The organism is Citrobacter sp. ANG330 (genome assembly GCF_047467925.1).
Taxonomy (GTDB): Bacteria; Pseudomonadota; Gammaproteobacteria; order Enterobacterales; family Enterobacteriaceae; genus Citrobacter_A; species Citrobacter_A amalonaticus_G.
Window position 1 is genome coordinate 1 of sequence record NZ_JASJUI010000017.1, and the last position, 18230, is coordinate 18230.

General features: G+C 53.4%; 16 protein-coding genes and 2 pseudogenes. 8 read left to right on the forward strand and 10 right to left on the reverse strand.

All coding sequences use genetic code 11. The features are described 5' to 3' along the window. The 4 genes and pseudogenes from QNN88_RS22200 to QNN88_RS22215 form a co-directional block, all read left to right on the forward strand. On the forward strand, positions 1–514 hold a 514-nt coding region (locus QNN88_RS22200; protein WP_414242079.1), incomplete at its 5' end, for an RHS repeat-associated core domain-containing protein. 13 nt (positions 515–527) lie between these two features. Beyond that, complete coding sequence (locus QNN88_RS22205) at positions 528–878, forward strand: hypothetical protein (RefSeq protein WP_414242080.1); 351 nt, start codon at positions 528–530, stop codon at positions 876–878. A 115-nt stretch (positions 879–993) separates the two neighbouring features. After that, positions 994–1757: pseudogene (locus tag QNN88_RS22210) on the forward strand (RHS repeat-associated core domain-containing protein); the annotation flags it as partial. 406 nt (positions 1758–2163) lie between these two features. Beyond that, positions 2164–2325: pseudogene (locus tag QNN88_RS22215) on the forward strand (hypothetical protein); the annotation flags it as partial. 77 nt (positions 2326–2402) lie between these two features. Here QNN88_RS22215 and eamA read toward each other — a convergent pair. Beyond that, positions 2403–3305 (reverse strand): O-acetylserine/cysteine exporter, encoded by a 903-nt coding sequence (gene eamA / locus QNN88_RS22220; RefSeq protein WP_414242081.1) that lies wholly within the window; start codon positions 3303–3305, stop codon positions 2403–2405. A 195-nt stretch (positions 3306–3500) separates the two neighbouring features. Between eamA and ydeE the strand changes: the two genes are divergently transcribed. Next, entirely contained in the window at positions 3501–4688 is a 1188-nt protein-coding gene (ydeE, locus tag QNN88_RS22225; RefSeq protein WP_414242082.1) for an efflux MFS transporter YdeE, read from the forward strand. Between the two features lie 33 nt (positions 4689–4721). Here the strand turns inward: ydeE and urtE are convergent, their stop codons facing one another. The 7 genes from urtE to QNN88_RS22260 form a co-directional block, all read right to left on the reverse strand. Then, entirely contained in the window at positions 4722–5420 is a 699-nt protein-coding gene (gene urtE, locus QNN88_RS22230) for an urea ABC transporter ATP-binding subunit UrtE (protein ID WP_414242083.1), read from the reverse strand. 12 nt (positions 5421–5432) lie between these two features. Further along, on the reverse strand, positions 5433–6230 hold the full coding sequence (urtD, locus tag QNN88_RS22235; protein WP_414242084.1) for an urea ABC transporter ATP-binding protein UrtD: 798 nt from the start codon (positions 6228–6230) through the stop codon (positions 5433–5435). Continuing rightward, positions 6230–7303, reverse strand: coding sequence for an urea ABC transporter permease subunit UrtC (gene urtC / locus QNN88_RS22240; protein ID WP_414242085.1), 1074 nt, complete (start codon positions 7301–7303; stop codon positions 6230–6232). Before urtC ends, urtD begins: the two co-directional genes overlap by 1 nt. Continuing rightward, on the reverse strand, positions 7300–8877 hold the full coding sequence (gene urtB / locus QNN88_RS22245) for an urea ABC transporter permease subunit UrtB (RefSeq protein ID WP_414242086.1): 1578 nt from the start codon (positions 8875–8877) through the stop codon (positions 7300–7302). Before urtB ends, urtC begins: the two co-directional genes overlap by 4 nt. 154 nt (positions 8878–9031) lie before the next feature. Further along, a complete protein-coding gene (urtA, locus tag QNN88_RS22250; RefSeq protein WP_414242087.1) occupies positions 9032–10303 on the reverse strand; it encodes an urea ABC transporter substrate-binding protein in 1272 nt (423 codons plus the stop codon). 225 nt (positions 10304–10528) lie between these two features. Continuing rightward, positions 10529–11632: a cobalamin-independent methionine synthase II family protein gene (locus tag QNN88_RS22255; RefSeq protein ID WP_414242088.1), complete on the reverse strand. Its 1104-nt coding sequence runs from the start codon at positions 11630–11632 to the stop codon at positions 10529–10531. 151 nt (positions 11633–11783) lie between these two features. Beyond that, positions 11784–12185, reverse strand: a complete 402-nt coding sequence (locus tag QNN88_RS22260; RefSeq protein WP_414242089.1) for a rhodanese-like domain-containing protein — start codon at positions 12183–12185, stop codon at positions 11784–11786. Between the two features lie 73 nt (positions 12186–12258). On the opposite strand from QNN88_RS22260, the gene ftrA reads away from it, so the two are divergent. Both ftrA and mgtS read left to right on the forward strand, forming a co-directional pair. Continuing rightward, entirely contained in the window at positions 12259–13251 is a 993-nt protein-coding gene (ftrA, locus tag QNN88_RS22265; protein WP_414242090.1) for a transcriptional regulator FtrA, read from the forward strand. A 104-nt stretch (positions 13252–13355) separates the two neighbouring features. Beyond that, positions 13356–13451, forward strand: coding sequence for a protein MgtS (gene mgtS / locus QNN88_RS22270; RefSeq protein WP_000901367.1), 96 nt, complete (start codon positions 13356–13358; stop codon positions 13449–13451). A 541-nt stretch (positions 13452–13992) separates the two neighbouring features. Here the strand turns inward: mgtS and QNN88_RS22275 are convergent. Together QNN88_RS22275 and dcp are read right to left on the reverse strand one after the other, a co-directional pair. Next, positions 13993–15159: a serine hydrolase domain-containing protein gene (locus QNN88_RS22275; RefSeq protein WP_414242091.1), complete on the reverse strand. Its 1167-nt coding sequence runs from the start codon at positions 15157–15159 to the stop codon at positions 13993–13995. Between the two features lie 124 nt (positions 15160–15283). Further along, entirely contained in the window at positions 15284–17329 is a 2046-nt protein-coding gene (dcp, locus tag QNN88_RS22280) for a peptidyl-dipeptidase Dcp (protein ID WP_414242092.1), read from the reverse strand. Positions 17330–17467: 138 nt separating this feature from the next. Between dcp and ydfG the strand changes: the two genes are divergently transcribed. Further along, positions 17468–18214 (forward strand): bifunctional NADP-dependent 3-hydroxy acid dehydrogenase/3-hydroxypropionate dehydrogenase YdfG, encoded by a 747-nt coding sequence (gene ydfG / locus QNN88_RS22285; RefSeq protein ID WP_043000738.1) that lies wholly within the window; start codon positions 17468–17470, stop codon positions 18212–18214. The last annotated feature ends 16 nt before the right edge of the window (positions 18215–18230 follow it).

Sequence of the window (18230 nt, forward strand, 5' to 3'; positions counted from 1 at the left end):
CCAGCAGTATGATAAAGAGACAGGACTGTACTATAACCGCCACCGGTATTACGACCCAGCACAGGGAAGGTATATTACTCAGGATCCGATAGGGTTGAATGGTGGGCTGAATTTTTACACATATCCATTGAATCCTGTGATGGAAGTGGATCCGTTAGGACAGGTAACAGTAAAACTAGATGGTAAGAAAATTACTGTACATAATAACGATGTTGACTCTTGGCCAAGTAACCCTCATGGTCATATATATGACACAAATGAGGTAATTGATAAAGACGGACGAATTTACGATAAATCATCGGGAAAAGAGAGATGCGTATTGCCAAAAAAATCTTTATCCAAATGGTTGGGTTTTCTGAAAAAAATAGGAAAACTATCGATAGTTGGAGATGCTTCCATGTTTCATGATTTGCTTGTTGAGGAGGCAAAGGAAGCCTGTGTACGAGGAGATAATGGAATGTGTGGTGTTCTGGAAGTACTAAATGGAAAAGACGATAACCCTTATGGTGTATAAGTAGGTATTGAAAATGAAAAAAATAACCATTAAATCTGATCTTAATGAAAGTGATTATGTCATGTATAGCATTATATGGGATAAAGAAGAAAATATTTACATAGATATTTCCGATTTGAAAAATATGAACGACATCGTTTACTGCGCGAAACTAGCATTATCTATGCCACAGAGCAACTTCTCTATTGCAGTGCTTGAACATCTTGCTGAAATAAAAAACATGCCAATGGACATATTAGAAAAAATAATTTTAACTGGAGACGCGGGGTGTTGCGAGAGTGTTTGTATGCGCACAGATCTAAATTATAAGTTGAGAAAAATATGTGGTGGTTTAGAATTGACTCACAAAATTCATGAAAATTAGCAGTAATTAATTTTATAATAATCGGGAAAGGCATTTTTTCAAACTGAACTTGTGATTATCAACGTATTTAACTTCTGTGGTGCATGGACAATTACTCCTGTTGTCGGGACAGCAGAGTTGTGGCCTGACGCCGGCGCAGATACAAAACCAGACAGAGCCGGAATACACGCCGGAGCGCAAAATCCACCTGTACCACTGCGACCACCGGGGCCTGCCGCTGGCGCTGATTGACATTAACGGACAGATTACCTGGCGCGCTGAGTTTGATGAACGGGGGAATGTGCTGCGGGAGGATAACCCGCATATCCTGGACAGCCTTTCCGTCTGCCGGGGCAGCAGTGGGATAAAGAGACAGGACTGTACTATAACCGGCACCGTTACTACGACCCTGCACAGGGAAAGTATATCACGCAGGACCCTATTGGGCTGGACGGTGGATGGAATCCTTACACGTATCCGCTGAATCCTGTGTCCAAAATAGATCCATTGGGGCTATTCCAAATGTGTCACAGGGATCTTCTTCTACCCATTCCCTATGCGAAGCATTGTTACGTAAAATTTGATGATGGCTCAACATCAAGTTATGACCCCAAAGGGGTTAATCCCGATCCCGACCCACATCAAGAAGGTACTGTTTGTACAGAACCCAAACAACCCGCTCTTGATGATTGTATTAAGAAAGCGATGGTTCAATGTAAGGGAAAAGATTACAGTTTCATGGAATTCAATTGTTGTCATTGTGCTGAACAAGCAATGAAAGAGTGTGGCACATCAATACCTAAGGGGGCTTGGCCCAATGCTCCAGTAAATCCTGGCCCTCAGCCCGGTGAGAGTGGGTTCACTCCAGACCCAGTGTATAATTCAACGCAGGGGAAATAATGTTATGACTACAAGAAGAACAATCGTTATTGGTATCATAATCATCATAATTAGTAGTTTTTTTTATGGTTAAGCTCTCTCTTTCATAGCTATGTCTACAATAGAATGCACATTAACCGCAATGGTTTATTGACATGCCTTTGGTTATTAAATTCTTTTTCATCATATCTTCTTTATTTTTATAACATCAGAGGAAGATTGCTAATAAGTCTTCTGTATATATTTTTTTTGGGCGGCCTTATGACGCTGATGCATTTTATATTTTGGAATGAAATATATGGTGATTTTTCTGGAATTGAAGGATTAAAAGTTATTAGTGGTGTTTATTTTGCTATTAGTACGATAACTATATTTATTGGAGTCGGAGTTGGTTTTATTACCTCCTGTTTAAAAAGAAAATGATAGGTACAGCTGGTTTGGTGACTGGCTGACCGCCACGCAGACAGACGAAACCCACATTCAGACCGTGTACCAGTCGGGGAGCTTCACGCCGTTAATCCGTATTGAAACGGCAACTGGAGAGCTGGCCCGCGCCATTCATCGTACGCTGGCGGAGAAACTCCAGCAGGGTTTGTGCCGGAACTTGTGGCGCGGAAGGATAATCTACGACATCAGGCAATCCCTGCGCCATTTGCTTTATCCGCCCTACGATCCCCTCACCTGCGCCGTTCTGCGCCAGCGTAAACCAAACACGTTGATGTACAGACCGGCCATAATCAGCACCGCACCCAGCAGTTGCAGCGCGCTCAGCGTTTCGTCGAGCAGTAGTGCCGCGCTTGCAAGCCCCACTACCGGCACCAGCAGGGAGAGCGGCGCCACACGCCAGGTTTCATAACGACCAAGCAGCGTGCCCCAGATCCCGTAGCCGACTATCGTGGCGACAAAGGCCAGATAGACTAACGATAAGATCGTCGTCAGATCGATAACCATCAGGCTGTGTACGATTTGCGCCGCACCGTCGAGGAACAGCGACGCTGCAAAAAACGGCAGTATCGGAATCAGCGCACTCCAGACCACCAGTGACATCACCGGCGGACGCGAGGCATGCCCCATTATTTTTTTGTTGAAAATATTGCCGCAAGCCCAGCTAAATGCCGCCGCCAGCGTAAGCATAAAGCCAGGCAACCCGACATGCTGCCCGTTGAGACTACCTTCAATCAGCACCAGTACGCCAAAAATCGCGAGCGCAATACCGGCAATTTGTTTGCCCTGCAAACGTTCGCCAAAAGCAAATGCCCCGAGAACAATGGTAAAGAAGGCCTGCGCCTGCAGCACCAGCGACGCCAGCCCCGCCGGCATGCCGAACTTGATCGCGCAAAACAGAAAGGCAAACTGACCGAAACTTATCGTCAGGCCGTACCCGAGCAGCAAGGAAAGCGGAATGCGCGGACGTGCAACAAAAAATATCGCCGGAAACGCCACCAGCATAAAGCGTAACCCCGCCAGCAGCAGCGGCGGCATTGCGTGCAGCCCCACCTTGATGACGACAAAATTCAGCCCCCAAACCACCACCACCAGTAATGCCAATAGCCCGTCTTTGCGCGTCATACCGCGGCTCCGCGAAGTTTACGTTTTTGTTAAAAAGTTAAAGTAACGGAAATCCCTGCGCCGCAACAGATCATTAATTCTGGTAGGGTCACAGGATTTAGCAGAACAATTTATCCGCTATACATCACAATTTTGCCGTGTTATTTCTTTACATATCTAAAACAAATATAACGAAACGCACTGTCGGGCAGAGAAATGAACAAAACGCTGAGACGATCCACCCTCGCTTTACTCGCCTCCTCGCTGTTATTGACGATCGGTCGTGGCGCAACGCTGCCCTTCATGACCATTTATCTGAATCGCCAGTACAACCTGGATGTGGATCTGATTGGCTATGCCATGACCATTGCGCTGACCATCGGCGTGGTCTTTAGCCTTGGCTTTGGCATTCTGGCGGACAAATTCGACAAGAAGCGCTACATGCTGCTGGCGATTTCCGCCTTTGCCTTTGGCTTTATCGCCATTCCGCTGGTTGATAGCGTGATGCTGGTGGTCCTGCTTTTTGCGCTGATCAACTGTGCCTACTCGGTATTTGCCACCGTGCTGAAAGCCTGGTTTGCCGACCATTTGTCGCCTGGCGCGAAGGCGAAAATCTTCTCACTGAACTACACAGTACTGAATATCGGCTGGACCGTCGGCCCGCCGCTCGGCACGCTGCTGGTGATGCAGAGCATCAATTTGCCCTTCTGGCTGGCCGCTTTCTGCTCCGCCTTTCCACTGGTCTTTATCCAGTTTCTGGTCAAGCGCTCTGCCGCTGCTGTTGCGACCGAAAACAGCGTCGCGTGGTCGCCTTCCGTACTGCTACACGATAAAGCGTTATTCTGGTTTACGCTGTCGGCGTTCCTGGCCTCGTTTGTCAGTGGCGCATTTGCGTCCTGTCTCTCCCAGTACGTGATGGTAGTCGCCGACGGCGATTTTGCGGAGAAAGTGGTTGCGGTCGTTTTACCTGTCAATGCCACGGTGGTCGTTGGCTTACAGTACGCGGTGGGACGCAGACTGACGCCGGCTAACATTCGTCCGCTGATGGGCTTTGGCACCATCTGTTTTGTCATTGGCCTCGGCGGGTTCATGATCTCCGGCAACAGCCTGCTACTCTGGGGCGTATCCGCCGCGATCTTTACCCTTGGCGAAGTGATCTACGCACCGGGTGAATATATGCTTATTGATAACATTGCTCCCGCAGGGATGAAAGCCAGCTATTTCTCCGCGCAGTCGCTCGGCTGGCTGGGTGCGGCGGTTAACCCACTGGTCAGCGGCGTTATTCTGACCTCGTTCCCTGCCTGGACGCTGTTCGTCGTCCTGATGGTGGCGATCATTGCCGCATGGGCGCTGATGCTTAAAGGCATGCGCGTCAGACCCTGGAGCCAGCCGGCGGTGTGCTAGCCCGTGAGCCGTGCCGGCGCAGGCTTGCACGGCTCAGATAGCGACTAACCCGCGAACCCCCTCCTGTTCCATATCTTCGCCACGTCCGCGTTGAATAATGCTGCCGCGCGACATCAGCAGATAGTTGTCTGCCAGTTCTGCCGCAAAGTCGTAGAACTGCTCCACCAACAGAATCGCCATATCGCCGCGGCGGGCAAGTTGAGCGATGACCTGACCAATCTCTTTGATAACAGACGGTTGAATGCCCTCCGTCGGCTCATCAAGGATCAATAACTGCGGGCGACTCGCCAGCGCCCGGCCTATCGCCAGTTGCTGCTGCTGCCCTCCTGAGAGATCGCCACCGCGTCGCTGTTTCATCTCTTTCAGCACCGGAAACAGTGCATAAATCTCTTCCGGTACCGTTCTGGCTTCACGCGACGAAAAGCGCGACATTCCCAGCAGCAGGTTTTCTTCCACCGTTAGTCGTGGGAAAATTTCTCGCCCCTGCGGTACATACGCGATACCCGCCTGTACCCGCTGATGCGGCTTGCGATGGGTAATGTTCTTCTCCTGCCAGGTCACCGTGCCGCTGCGCGCCGGTATCAGCCCCATCAGACATTTCAGTAAGGTGGTTTTGCCCACGCCATTGCGTCCCAGCAGACAGGTCACTTCGCCAGGACGGGCGTCAAAACTGACGCCGCGCAGAATATGGCTGCCGCCGTAATATTGATTCAGTTCTTTCACCTGTAGCATTGTCTGCACTCCTTAGCGCCCGAGATAGACATCAATCACCTGCTCATTGGCCTGCACTTCACGCAGGCTGCCCTCTGCCAGCACGCGTCCCTGATGAAGTACCGTGACGTGATCGGCAATGGTTTCCACAAAGCCCATATCGTGTTCCACCACCATCAGCGAATGCTTGCCCGCCAGCGTGCGGAACAACTCGGCGGTATATTCCGTCTCTGCATCCGTCATCCCGGCGGCGGGTTCGTCCAGCAGCAGCAGATGCGGCTCCTGCACCAGCAGCATGCCGATCTCAAGAAACTGCTTCTGCCCGTGTGATAACATCCCGGCACGTCGCCTTCTTTCAGTCCGAAGGCGCAGCAGACCAAGCATTTCATCAATACGGTCACGCTGTTCGCTGTTCAGTGTTGCCCGCAGTGACACCCACACCGATTTGTCGTTTTTCATCGCCAGTTCCAGGTTTTCTTCCACCGTCAGCGCTTCGAACACCGTCGGTTTTTGAAACTTACGGCCAATACCCTGGCGGGCAATGGCGATCGGATCCAGCGTGGTCAGATCGGTTGACTGGTCATACAGCGCCTTACCGCTTTGCGGACGCGTCTTCCCGGTAATCACATCCATCAGCGTGGTTTTCCCCGCGCCGTTGGGGCCGATGATGCAGCGCAGCTCACCAACGCCGATATTCAACGTGAGATCGGTCAACGCTTTAAAACCGTCAAAGCTGACGTTGATGTTTTCCAGTTGCAGTACCGGATCCGTCTGCTGGCGGTAGCGGTCACCGGGAAGCTGGCGGGTAAAAAGTCCTTCATCGGGCTGCATTATTTATCTCCTTTACGAAACAGGCCGATCACGCCATGCGGTAAAAACAGCGTGACGCCAATGAAGATGAGCCCCAGAAACAGTTGCCAGTACTCCGGCATGATAACGGTGAAGAGGCTTTTGGTACCGTTCACCGCCACCGCGCCGATGACAGGACCAATCAATGAACCGCGCCCGCCGAGCGCTACCCAGATAGCGGCTTCGATAGAGTTGGTGGGCGACATTTCGCTGGGGTTAATTATCCCGACCTGCGGCACATACAGCGCGCCAGCCAGCCCACACAGCACAGCGGAAAGCGTCCAGACCAGCAGCCTGAAGCCTTTCGGGTCATAACCACAAAACATCAGCCGGTTTTCCGCATCTCGTACGGCGGTGAGAATGCGGCCAAATTTACTGCGCGCCAGCGCAAATCCGAGCCACAGTGCCAGCACCAGCAACAGCAATGTCGCCAGAAACAGTCCAATGCGAGTCGTCGTGGCCGTGACCGGCAGGCCGAGGATCGTAGTGAATCCGGTAAAACCATTGTTGCCGCCAAAGCCTGTCTCATTGCGAAAAAACAGCAGCATCCCGGCAAAGGTCAGCGCCTGAGTCATGATCGAAAAGTAGACGCCCTTAATCTTTGAGCGGAACGCAAAGTAGCCAAAGATGAGCGCCAGTCCTCCTGGCACCAGCACCACCAGCGCCATCGCCCAGGCAAAGTGCTGAGTCCCCCACCAGAACCACGGCAGTTCGCTCCAGGAGAGAAAGGACATAAACGCCGGTAAACCGTCACCGGAGGCCTGTCGCATCAGGTACATCCCCATCGCGTAGCCGCCGAGAGCGAAGAAAAGCCCGTGTCCCAGCGACAACATCCCGGCATACCCCCAGACCAGATCCAGCGCCACGGCCACCACCGCGTAGCAGAGAATTTTCCCGGCAAGCGTCAATGTCCACACGGAAATGGCCAGCGGATGGTCGGCGGGCAGTAAGGCAAGAAATGGCAGGATAATCAGCGCCAGCAGGATAATCCCTCCCAGCACCTGACTGATACGCGGCGCTTTACGCGCCAGTGTTAAGGTCATTGGCATGGTCATGACTCGGTAACCCTCCCTTTCAGAGCAAACAGCCCCTGGGGTCGTTTCTGAATAAATAAAATGATCAACACCAGAATGACGATCTTCCCGAGTACCGCCCCCATCTGCGGCTCAAGGATTTTGTTGAACACGCCCAGACCAAACGCCGCGGCCACGCTACCGGCAAGTTGACCGACGCCGCCCAGTACCACCACCAGGAAAGAGTCGATGATATAGCCCTGACCCAGTTCCGGGCCGACGTTGCCCAGTTGCGACAATGCGACACCACCGAGCCCGGCAATCCCTGAGCCGAGACCGAAGGCCAGCATATCCACCCGTCCGGTCGGAACACCGCAACAGGCCGCCATACTGCGATTCTGAGTCACGGCGCGAACCCGCAAGCCCAGCCGTGTTTTATTCAACAAGAGCCATGTGAAAAACAGCACCAGCAGCGCAAACCCCAGCACCACAATGCGGTTCCACGGCAATACCAGACCGGCGTAGACCTGCACGCCACCTGAAAGCCACGCCGGATTCGCCACTTCAAGGTTTTGCGCCCCGAAGGTCATCCGTACCAGTTGGATCAGCATCAGGCTAATCCCCCACGTCGCCAGTAACGTTTCCAGCGGACGTCCGTAAAGATGGCGGATCACCCCGCGTTCCAGAATCATTCCCGCGCCAGCGGTAAACAAAAAAGCGACCGGCAAGGCAACCAGCGGATAAAAAGCCAGCCACTGTGGCACAAATTGCGCCATCGCCTGTTGCACCATCCACGTACAGTAAGCCCCGAGCATCAGCATTTCACCGTGCGCCATGTTGATCACCCCCAACAGGCCGTAGGTGATCGCCAGTCCGAGCGCCGCGAGCAACAACACAGACCCCAGCGACAGCCCCATAAACGCCTGTCCGAGCAGATCGCCAATCGCCATCCTCTGTTGAATGCGCGCCAGGCTGTCACTGGCCGCTGCACGTACGCTGGCATCCGGTTCATGGGTTTTATCGGTAAAGGGTTGCAGGCGCGCCTGCATTTCCGGATCGCTGGAATCGCCCAACAGCATGATCGCCTGACGGCGAATCTCCGCCGATGGGCTGGCCAACTGCAGATTAGCCAGCACGAGGCTGAGCCCCGACTTCACATCAGGGTCGCCCTCTTGAGCCAGCCGCAGTTGAATGAAAGGCAGCATGGCGGGCTGTGCATCGCGCTGTAACGTACGGGTTGCCGCCTGCCTTTGAGTGACACTGTCACTAATAAGTTGATGTGTCGCCAGCGCGCCCGTAACAAGACTGCGCAGGCGGTTGGTTAAACGCAGCGGTTTTAATGCGCCCGTTGGGCTGCTGGCGCTCCCCAGCGCAACAACCTGCTCTCCCTGACGGGTGAAAGCCTGTTTTGCGCTGTCGGCGAAGAGATTCTCTCCGCGCAGAGCAACCAGCAACGGCAAACGCTGTAAGTCAGGCGACGCAGCCCACTGTTCAAGCAGTTGCGCCTGCCCGGTGCGGCTGGCGGCAACAAACGCGTCGGCATCGCTGGCCTGAACGAACCAGGGCAGAAGCCCGAACGCCAGCAACAAACCGCGAATAAAGCCGATGGCTTTCATATCGTGATCTCCAGAAGTCACCCTCCGCATGAGGGATAAGAACCTTGCGACGCTTTCGCCGGATGACGGCTTACGCCTTATCCGGCCTACATCTGCTCTGTGTAGGCCCGATAAGATTGCGCCATCGGGCATATACCCACCGAAGCGGCTGATTTTAGTTGCTGGCGGTTTTCACTGGTTGGTCTGATTTCTTGTCATTACCGGCAATAAACGGGCTCCACGGCTGGGCGCGAACCGGTTCTTCAGTCTGCCAGACGACGTTGAACTGACCGTTGCCTTCAATCTCGCCAATCATCACCGGTTTATGCAAATGGTGGTTGGTGGCATCCATCGTCAGCGTAAAGCCCGACGGTGCCGGGTACGACTGTCCGGCCATTGCGGCGCGGACTTTATCGACATCTGTGGTCCCGGCTTTTTCGACGGCCTGCGCCCACATATGCAGGCCCACATAGGTGGCCTCCATCGGATCGTTGGTCACAACCGTGTCGGCATTCGGTAACTTATGGGCTTTGGCGTACGCGCGATAATCGGCAACAAATTTCTGGTTGGTGGCGTTATCGACCGATTCGAAGTAGTTCCAGGCGGCAAGGTTGCCTACCAGCGGTTTGGTATCAATCCCGCGCAGTTCTTCTTCACCAACCGAGAACGCGACCACCGGCACATCCGTGGCTTTCAGCCCCTGATTTGCCAGCTCTTTATAAAACGGCACGTTAGAATCGCCGTTGATGGTTGAAACGACCGCCGTTTTGCCGCCTGCAGAGAATTTTTTGATCCTGGCGACAATGGTCTGGTAATCACTGTGACCAAACGGAGTGTAGACCTCTTCGATATCTTTATCGGCTATCCCTTTAGAATGCAGGAACGCGCGAAGGATTTTGTTGGTCGTACGCGGATAGACGTAATCAGTACCCAGCAGGAAGAAACGTTTGGCGTTTCCGCCGTCTTCACTCAACAGGTACTCAACGGCCGGGATCGCCTGCTGGTTTGGGGCCGCGCCGGTGTAGAAGACGTTCGGCGACATCTCTTCCCCTTCATACTGGACGGGGTAGAACAGCAATCCATTCAGCTCTTCAAAAACCGGCAATACCGACTTACGCGACACCGAGGTCCAGCAGCCGAACACTACCGCCACCTTATCCTGGCTCAGCAGTTGTCGTGCTTTTTCAGCAAACAGCGGCCAGTTGGAGGCCGGATCCACCACCACCGGCTCCAGCTTTTTACCTAATACGCCCCCTTTGGCATTGATCTCATCAATTGTCATCAGGGCCACATCTTTCAGCGGCGTTTCGGAGATAGCCATCGTGCCGGACAGTGAGTGCATGATGCCCACTTTAATCGTATCGGCGGCCTGAACGCTAAAACTGAGTCCCATCGCGGCAACTGAGGCCGAGAGGGCAAACGCTTTGAGTAAGGTACGACGCTGCATAGTTTCACTCCTGAAAATAAAAATGCTGTGAGTTCTGGTGCTACCGACAAACAACACGGCGCAAAAAAGAGTTCAGGAGGAATAAGGCAAAAAGGATGCCAGGACTAAGGCTGAAAGGAAAAAGTGTTGGCGTGCGCGGCCTGCAAGGCTTTGCGAGGGGGTTGCTCCACAATGAACCCGCGTTGCATTATTTATGTGCAACGCGGTGTGCATTATTGAGGCAATTTACCAGACCTGTTGGGCTATTTCGGTGATAAGTTTGATTTTGTTCCACTGTTGGGTTTCTGTGAGGGTGTTCCCCTCTTCTGTCGAAGCAAAGCCGCACTGTGGACTAAGGCAAATTTGCGATTTGTCGACATATTGCGCTGCTTCCTGCAGGCGTGCTTTCACCCCCTCCGGGTTTTCCAGCTCACCGTTTTTAGTGGTGACCAGTCCCAGCACTACCTGTTGATGGCCTGGACGGATAAAACGCAGCGGTGCAAAATCGCCAGAGCGGTCGTTATCGTACTCCAGGAAGAAAGCATCGACATTGACGCTGCCGAACAGGATCTCCGCAACCGGTTCATAGCCGCCTTCAGAGATCCAGGTTGAACGGAAGTTGCCGCGGCAGACATGCAGTCCCACCGTCAGATCGGCAGGTTTATCCGCCAGCGCCCGGTTAATAACATCGGCATAAATTCGCGCCAGCGCGTCAGGGTCGTCACCACGTTCGCGAATTTGCTGGCGCTGTGCATCCGAGCACAAATACGCCCACACCGTGTCGTCCAGTTGCAGGTAGCGACAGCCCGCCGCGTAGAAGGCGTGGATCGCATCACGCCAGGTCGTCGCCAGATCGTCAAAATAAGCATCCAGCTCCGGATAGACCGTGGCATCGATATCTTTACGCCCACCCCGAAAGTGCAGCACGCTGGGGCTGGGAATGGTCATCTTCGGCTGCGCGTTGCCGCTGATGCTCTTCAGAAAGCGGAAGTCTTCCAGCATCGGATGATCGCCGAACGCCAGTTTGCCGGTAACCCTTACGCCGTGCGCTTTGGTTTGCACGCCGTTGAACTGAATGCCCTGCTGTGAGTCATAACGCTCCACCCCTTGCAGACCATCGAAGAAATCGAAATGCCACCAGGCGCGGCGGAATTCACCGTCCGTGACCACGTGCAGACCGCAGGCACACTGCTGTTCAACCACCCGCCGAATGGCCTGGTCTTCAACGGCGCGTAACTGCGAAGCACTTAACTCACCGCGTGAGAATTGCTGACGGGCAACTTTGATGTCATCAGGACGTAAAAAGCTGCCAACGACTTCTGCGCGAAATGGGGCCTGTTGTCTTTGCATGTGATCTCCTTCGTCGTCAGGCAAAGGTTGCCTGACGTGATAGTTTCTTATTTGAACATTCAGACTTCTGGATGTCTATGCGTCCAAATTGACATGCAAGGGACGTGCAGGCAAACGAGATAAATTCATCAATGATGAAAATAATTCATCTTCAGTTGGCATCAGAGGTAAATGCAAATCCTTCATCCGCCCAGCCGGTGATCCCGCCGATCATCACTTTTACCGGCAGCCCCAGCCTGGCAAGCTTCAGTGCCGCACGGTCAGCGCCGTTACAGTGCGGCCCGGCGCAATAAACGACAAACAACGTGTCCGCTGGCCATTGCGCCATACGCTCGGCGGTTATCCGGGCATGCGGCAAATGGATTGCGCCCGGAATATGCCGACGCGCAAACGTCTCCGGCTTTCCCACCACGTGGAGTAAGACGAAATCCTGCTCCCCGCGGTGAATGCTTTCGTAAACATCGGCGCAATCCGTTTCCAGACTCAGACGTGACAGGAAATGGTTGACCGCGACAGGGGATGCGGCGGCCGGAAACTCAGTGACATAACTCATTCTGCTTTCTCCTCAGTGACGATTGTGTTTACAATAATTTAACCATCCCAACGCTCACTGACCGCCGTCGACCATGCCAAAAAACACCAGGATTATGCCAAAAACACCGCGTCCGCTTGTCGTCGTGCTCGCTTATGACGGGCTGTGCACCTTCGAGTTTGGCGTGGCCGTGGAAATCTTTGGCCTGCCGCGCCCGGAACTGGGGGCTGACTGGTATCGTTTTGCCGTCGCCTCTGTCGATGCCGGCCCGCTCCGCGCGACCGGCGGTGTACGGATGATGGTGGATGGAGGACTGGAGCTGTTGGCTGAGGCCGATATCGTTATCGTTCCTGGCTGGCGGGACAGCGATGCGCTAGTGCCGGAAACCTTATGCACCGCCCTGCATGCCGCATGGGCGCGGGGGTGTCGCTTGTTGTCGATTTGTTCCGGCGTGTTTGTGCTGGCGGCGACGGGGTTGCTGGACGGGCGAAAAGCCACCACCCACTGGCGCTACACGGAGACGCTCCGGCAGCGTTATCCGGCTATCGAGGTGCTCGATGACGTTCTCTATCATGATGCCGGACTGTTGCTGACCTCGGCGGGCAGCGCGGCGGGTATCGATCTGTGTCTTTATGTGATCCGAGAGGACTACGGTCTGGCGGTTGCTAACAGCGTTGCCCGACGCCTGGTGGTGCAACCCCATCGCGACGGAGCGCAGCCACAGCAGCTTCAGCGTCCCGTTGCCCGGCCGCGAGAAAGCCAGACGCTGGGCCAGTTATTTGATTTTCTGCATCAGAATCTGACGTTAAATCACGACACAGCTTCGCTTGCCAAACGCGCCGGGATGAGCCCGCGCACTTTTTTGCGTCGTTTTTCCGACTGTACGGGCACCACGCCTGCGCGCTGGCTCCTCAACGAGCGTTTATTGCGGGCGCGCGATTACCTGGAAAACTCACCGCTCAGCGTGGAATTGATCGCAGAACAAACCGGTTTTGGCAGCGCAGCGTTATTTCGCCACCATTTTCGCCACATGTATTCTCTGTCCCCTTCACAATATCGAAAGAAATTCGGCTTTATCACTCAATAATACCCTGATTCAGCCTTTGTTTAGGTAAAAGCTGCTATTATCTCTTTCACCAACCGAAATTAAGGTAAGCGAGGAAACACACTACCAATTAAATGGAGGCTACCATGCTGGGTAATATGAACGTTTTTATGGCCGTTCTGGGAATTATTTTATTTTCTGGATTTCTGGCCGCGTATTTCAGCCACAAATGGGATGACTAATGAACGGAGAAAGTTCTGAACCGATAAGGCCCCTTGTCGCATTACTGCACAAGGGGCCATTTTTTTATGTCTGACAGGCAAAAAAAAACCGCCGGATAACCGACGGTGAATGCTTGCATGGATAGATTTGTATTTTACTTTTCCCACCGCCCCGCCAATCCCGGCAGCGACAATGGATCACCAACACCTTACCATGCCGATTCTCAATGAATGTTAAACGACAGAGACTACGACTTCGGTGTTTCTCGTTTCCACTCTTTTTTACTCCGGCAACATGCCGTACGGGAAGACCACGGTTGTTCGGAACGTGTATTTTGTAAATCCTGCGATTCGGGGCGAGCATTCCAGCGTTTTCTCTGCAATTTTTTACGCATCAACAGGTGCATATTACCTCCGGCATTCACTGTTTTAGTCCATTTATCAACTTATTGACAGGAATTTAGCATAACGAGTGCAGGGTAATGTCAATTAAACGGCTGTTTTGTAAAGACCACAAACTATGATGAATTACTGAGAATGCAGAGACAGCCGGACCGCAAATTTACTGTTGGGGTAACTGACTGAGAATGGTGTGCCCCAGATAATTACTCCAGTTAAAACTATTTTGCAGAACCACCACCGCATTCTGGTTCTGTTTATCAAAGCCAATATAACTGGAATACCCGCCAATATATCCGACCTGATAAGTGACCTGACGATCGGCTAACGTATCAGTTACCCATGCAATATTCGCCGCTTCTTTCTGACGATAAAACTGGGTTCGGGCGACGTCTGCAAATGCGCGGGTAAGCCCGGCGTCGTTGCCCGGTGAAAAATGGGCCCGTGCATAGCCTGCCAGATCGCGCGCACTGCTGTATAAACTCGCTGCCCCGACCATGTTCTGGTGAAACGTCCAGTCCGGCGTCAGTTCACCGCGTCGAATAAGTTTCGGTTGATCTCCCGCGTGGCCTAATGCGCGATATGGATAGGATTTGAGCGTCGTTGGGACAAAACTGCTGTTATCCATCTGTAATGGCTCGAAAATCAGGCGATTTGCCAGCGACGATATGGATTCGCCAGTCCGATGCTGCAGAATATAACTGAGCAGCGCATAGCCGATATTGGAGTATTGCGGGACGCGCGCGTCAGGCGCCGTGAAATCAGACAGATAGGTCAATACCGTATCGCTATCCAGTTGCGTATAGAAATTTTCACCCGTACTGAAATAGCGCAGAAGATTTTCCAGGGTCAGCAAATCCATAGGCTGCCTGGGCAAACCGGAGGTGTGCGTCGCCAGCTGTAGCAAGGTAATTTTTCCGGCGTCATCACTCAGCGGCGTATTTTCCGGCAGAAGCTGCGCCAGCGTGTCACTCCACTGGAATTCGCCCTGATTCACCAGGAGGGTCGTGACTTCCGCAGTGACCCCTTTACTCAGCGATCCCAGCGCAAACAGCGTGTCTGCCGTGATCGGATAGCGATGTCTGCTGTCGGTCATCCCGTAACAGTGGAACTCCACGGGTCCGTTGTGCTGAATAACCGCAACGACCATCCCGGTCACCTGTTTTTCCTGCATATACTGGCGGATCATCGGATCGATCCCTCGGGCGTAGTATCCCACCACCGCCTGCGTACTTTGTTCGGCAGGCATATTCATCTGCGATAATGTGCTGTTGCCACAGCCGGTCAGCAGCAGAGCAGAAGAAAGAAAGAGTGACGCGAACGCTTTCATGAGCAGAACGTCGCCTGAGGGATATCAGCGTAGAAAGGAAGGAAAACAGACATGTGCAACCGCGGGCTCCGAAAAAAGAGCCCGCATTGTACAACAACTTGCCCGCGTTGGGTTGTCGATCGCGTTATCCCGCTAATCCACGGTGGTTAAGCATGTGGACGATCTGCGGTTCCCTTCCCCGCCAGGCTGGATACAGGCGCTCTAGCTCTTCACTGTTGCCCCGCGACAAAATCGCATCACGGAATTTCTGCCCATTTTCACGGGTTAATCCACCCTGCTCTACAAACCACTGATAGCCGTCATCGGCCAGCATTTGCGTCCAGAGATAGGCGTAATAACCCGCGGCATAGCCACCGCCAAAGATATGGGCAAAATAGCTGCTGCGATAGCGCGGCGGTACCGCCGGCAGAAAGAGCTGTTCCGTCGCCAGCAGTTGCTGTTCAAATGTCGCCACTTCCTGACCGGCTTCGTTAACAGATAAACGGTGCCAGCCCATATCCAGCAGCGCGGCGCTGAGCAGTTCGCTCATGTCATAGCCCTTATTGAACAGGCTTGCCTTGCGCATTTTCTCCTGTAGCGCCTCTGGCATTGTCTCGCCGGTCGTATAGTGACGGGCATAGCGGGCAAATACCGCCGGATGACTTGCCCAGTGCTCGTTGATTTGCGACGGAAACTCGACGAAATCACGCGGTGTATTGGTACCGGAGAGCGTGGCATAGCGTTGCGAGGCAAACAGTCCGTGCAGGGTATGACCAAACTCATGAAACAGCGTAATGACATCATCCCAGAGTAATAACGCAGGTTGTCCCGCTGCGGGCTTCTGATAATTACAGACGTTGTAGATGACCGGCCGGGTTTCGTTAAGCGTCGACTGCTCAACAAAATTCCCCATCCAGGCGCCGCCGCTTTTCGAATCCCGGGCAAAGAAATCGCCGTAAAAAAGCGCCAGCCCGACGCCGTTATGATCGAAAATTTCCCAGACGCGCACATCCGGATGATAGACCGGAATATCAAAGCGCTCGATAAATGTGATGCCAAACAGTTGGTTGGCCGTCCAGAACACCCCTTCGTGCAGGACGGTATTCAGTTCGAAATACGGTTTGAGCTGTGATTCATCTAACGCGTATTTTGCGCGACGAACCTGCCCGGCATAAAACGACCAGTCCCACGCCTGTGCGGTAAATCCGCCCTGTTCATCATCAATCACCTGCTGAATATCAGCCAGTTCATGCTGGGCCCGCTGTCGCGCGGCGGGAACGATGGCGCGCATAAAGGCCAGCGCGGCCTCCGGCGTTTTCGCCATCTGATCGGCGATTTTCCATGATGCATAATCCGGGAAACCCAACAGTTGCGCCTGGGTGGCGCGGATCGCGACCAGTCGCTGGATTAGCTCGCGAGTATCATTGCCGTCCCCTTTTTCAGCGCGATGCCAGCTGGCGTTAAAGAGATTCTTCCGGGTCTGGCGATCGCGCAGCGCACTTAATGCCGGTTGCTGCGTGGTATTCAGTAGCGGTATCAGCCATCCCTCGGTGAGCCCTTTTTCGCTCGCCGCCTGTCGTGCGAGGGCGATCTCTTCTGCGCTGAGTCCTTCCAGTTGATGGGCATAATCGACTACCAGTCCGCCAGATTTATTTGCCGCCAGCAGGCGCTGGTTAAACTGGCTGGTGAGCGTCGCGGCTTCGGTATTAAGCGCCCGGAGCTGCGCTTTGTCGGCGTCGCTCAGTTGTGCCCCGGCAAGGACAAAACGCTGATGTGTTACCTCAATCAGACGCACGGATTCATCGTCAAGCCCCAACGCATCGCGTTGCTGCCAGACATGGTCGACGCGCGAAAACAGCGAGCTGTTCAGCCAGATATCATTTGCCAGTTCCGCGAGTTCGGCTGAAAACGCCTCATCAAGACGTTGAAGTTCATCATTGGTATGTGCCGAGGTCATGGCGAAGAAGACACTGGTGACGCGGGTCAGCACTTCACCACTTTTCTCCAGCGCCAGAACGGTATTGGCAAAATCAGGAGTATCGCTATTGCCAGTAATGGCGGCGATCTCCGCGCGCTTTTGCTTCATCCCTTCGTCAAAAGCGGGACGATAATGTTCAGTCTGAATCAGATCAAAACGGGGGGCCTGATACGGTAACAGACTGTGACTCAATAACGGATTCGTTAACGACATCTTTCACTCCTGAAAACGATTTGTTCAATAGAGTAGGCTTCAGGGTAAAAGACCGCAATCCTGTAAAACCAGGGTTACCCGTGAGAGCGGATCACATGCTATGGTAGTTAAACGTAAAAAGCGTTGAGGAACAGTGAGATGATCGTTTTAGTAACCGGAGCAACCGCAGGTTTTGGTGAATGCATTACACGTCGTTTTGTTGAGAACGGGCATAAAGTCATTGCCACTGGCCGTCGCCAGGAACGCCTGCAAGAGTTAAAAGAGTCGTTGGGCGATAACGTGCTGATCGCACAACTGGATGTCCGCAACCGCGCAGCCATCGAAGAGATGCTGGCATCACTGCCTGCCGAATGGCGTGACATCGACCTGCTGGTCAACAACGCCGGATTGGCGCTGGGTCTGGAACCGGCGCATAAAGCCAGCGTGGAAGACTGGGAAACCATGATCGATACCAACAACAAAGGGCTGATTTACATGACCCGCGCCGTCCTGCCAGGCATGGTTGAGCGTAACCGTGGGCATATCATCAACATCGGCTCTACCGCAGGCAGTTGGCCTTATGCTGGCGGCAACGTGTATGGCGCGACCAAGGCGTTTGTACGTCAGTTCAGTCTGAACCTGCGTACCGACCTGCACGGCACGGCCGTTCGCGTCACGGATATCGAGCCTGGTCTGGTCGGCGGTACGGAGTTTTCCAACGTGCGCTTTAAAGGCGATGACAATAAAGCGGGCAAAACCTATGAGAACACCACGGCGCTGACGCCGGAAGATGTGACCGAAGCGGTCTGGTGGGTCGCCACCCTGCCTGCCCATGTCAACATCAATACGGTAGAAATGATGCCAGTGACGCAATCTTTTGCCGGACTGAGCGTTCATCGCGGTTAATTTTGCCTCCCGGCCT

Excerpts from the sequence above, each read along its gene's own strand:
- QNN88_RS22205 (WP_414242080.1), top strand. The coding sequence starts at position 528 with ATGAAAAAAATAACCATTAAATCTGATCTTAATGAAAGTGATTATGTC.
- eamA (WP_414242081.1), bottom strand. The coding sequence starts at position 3,305 with ATGACGCGCAAAGACGGGCTATTGGCATTACTGGTGGTGGTGGTTTGG.
- ydeE (WP_414242082.1), top strand. The coding sequence starts at position 3,501 with ATGAACAAAACGCTGAGACGATCCACCCTCGCTTTACTCGCCTCCTCG.
- urtE (WP_414242083.1), bottom strand. The coding sequence starts at position 5,420 with ATGCTACAGGTGAAAGAACTGAATCAATATTACGGCGGCAGCCATATT.
- urtD (WP_414242084.1), bottom strand. The coding sequence starts at position 6,230 with ATGCAGCCCGATGAAGGACTTTTTACCCGCCAGCTTCCCGGTGACCGC.
- urtC (WP_414242085.1), bottom strand. The coding sequence starts at position 7,303 with ATGACCATGCCAATGACCTTAACACTGGCGCGTAAAGCGCCGCGTATC.
- urtB (WP_414242086.1), bottom strand. The coding sequence starts at position 8,877 with ATGAAAGCCATCGGCTTTATTCGCGGTTTGTTGCTGGCGTTCGGGCTT.
- urtA (WP_414242087.1), bottom strand. The coding sequence starts at position 10,303 with ATGCAGCGTCGTACCTTACTCAAAGCGTTTGCCCTCTCGGCCTCAGTT.
- QNN88_RS22255 (WP_414242088.1), bottom strand. The coding sequence starts at position 11,632 with ATGCAAAGACAACAGGCCCCATTTCGCGCAGAAGTCGTTGGCAGCTTT.
- QNN88_RS22260 (WP_414242089.1), bottom strand. The coding sequence starts at position 12,185 with ATGAGTTATGTCACTGAGTTTCCGGCCGCCGCATCCCCTGTCGCGGTC.
- ftrA (WP_414242090.1), top strand. The coding sequence starts at position 12,259 with ATGCCAAAAAACACCAGGATTATGCCAAAAACACCGCGTCCGCTTGTC.
- mgtS (WP_000901367.1), top strand. The coding sequence starts at position 13,356 with ATGCTGGGTAATATGAACGTTTTTATGGCCGTTCTGGGAATTATTTTA.
- QNN88_RS22275 (WP_414242091.1), bottom strand. The coding sequence starts at position 15,159 with ATGAAAGCGTTCGCGTCACTCTTTCTTTCTTCTGCTCTGCTGCTGACC.
- dcp (WP_414242092.1), bottom strand. The coding sequence starts at position 17,329 with ATGTCGTTAACGAATCCGTTATTGAGTCACAGTCTGTTACCGTATCAG.
- ydfG (WP_043000738.1), top strand. The coding sequence starts at position 17,468 with ATGATCGTTTTAGTAACCGGAGCAACCGCAGGTTTTGGTGAATGCATT.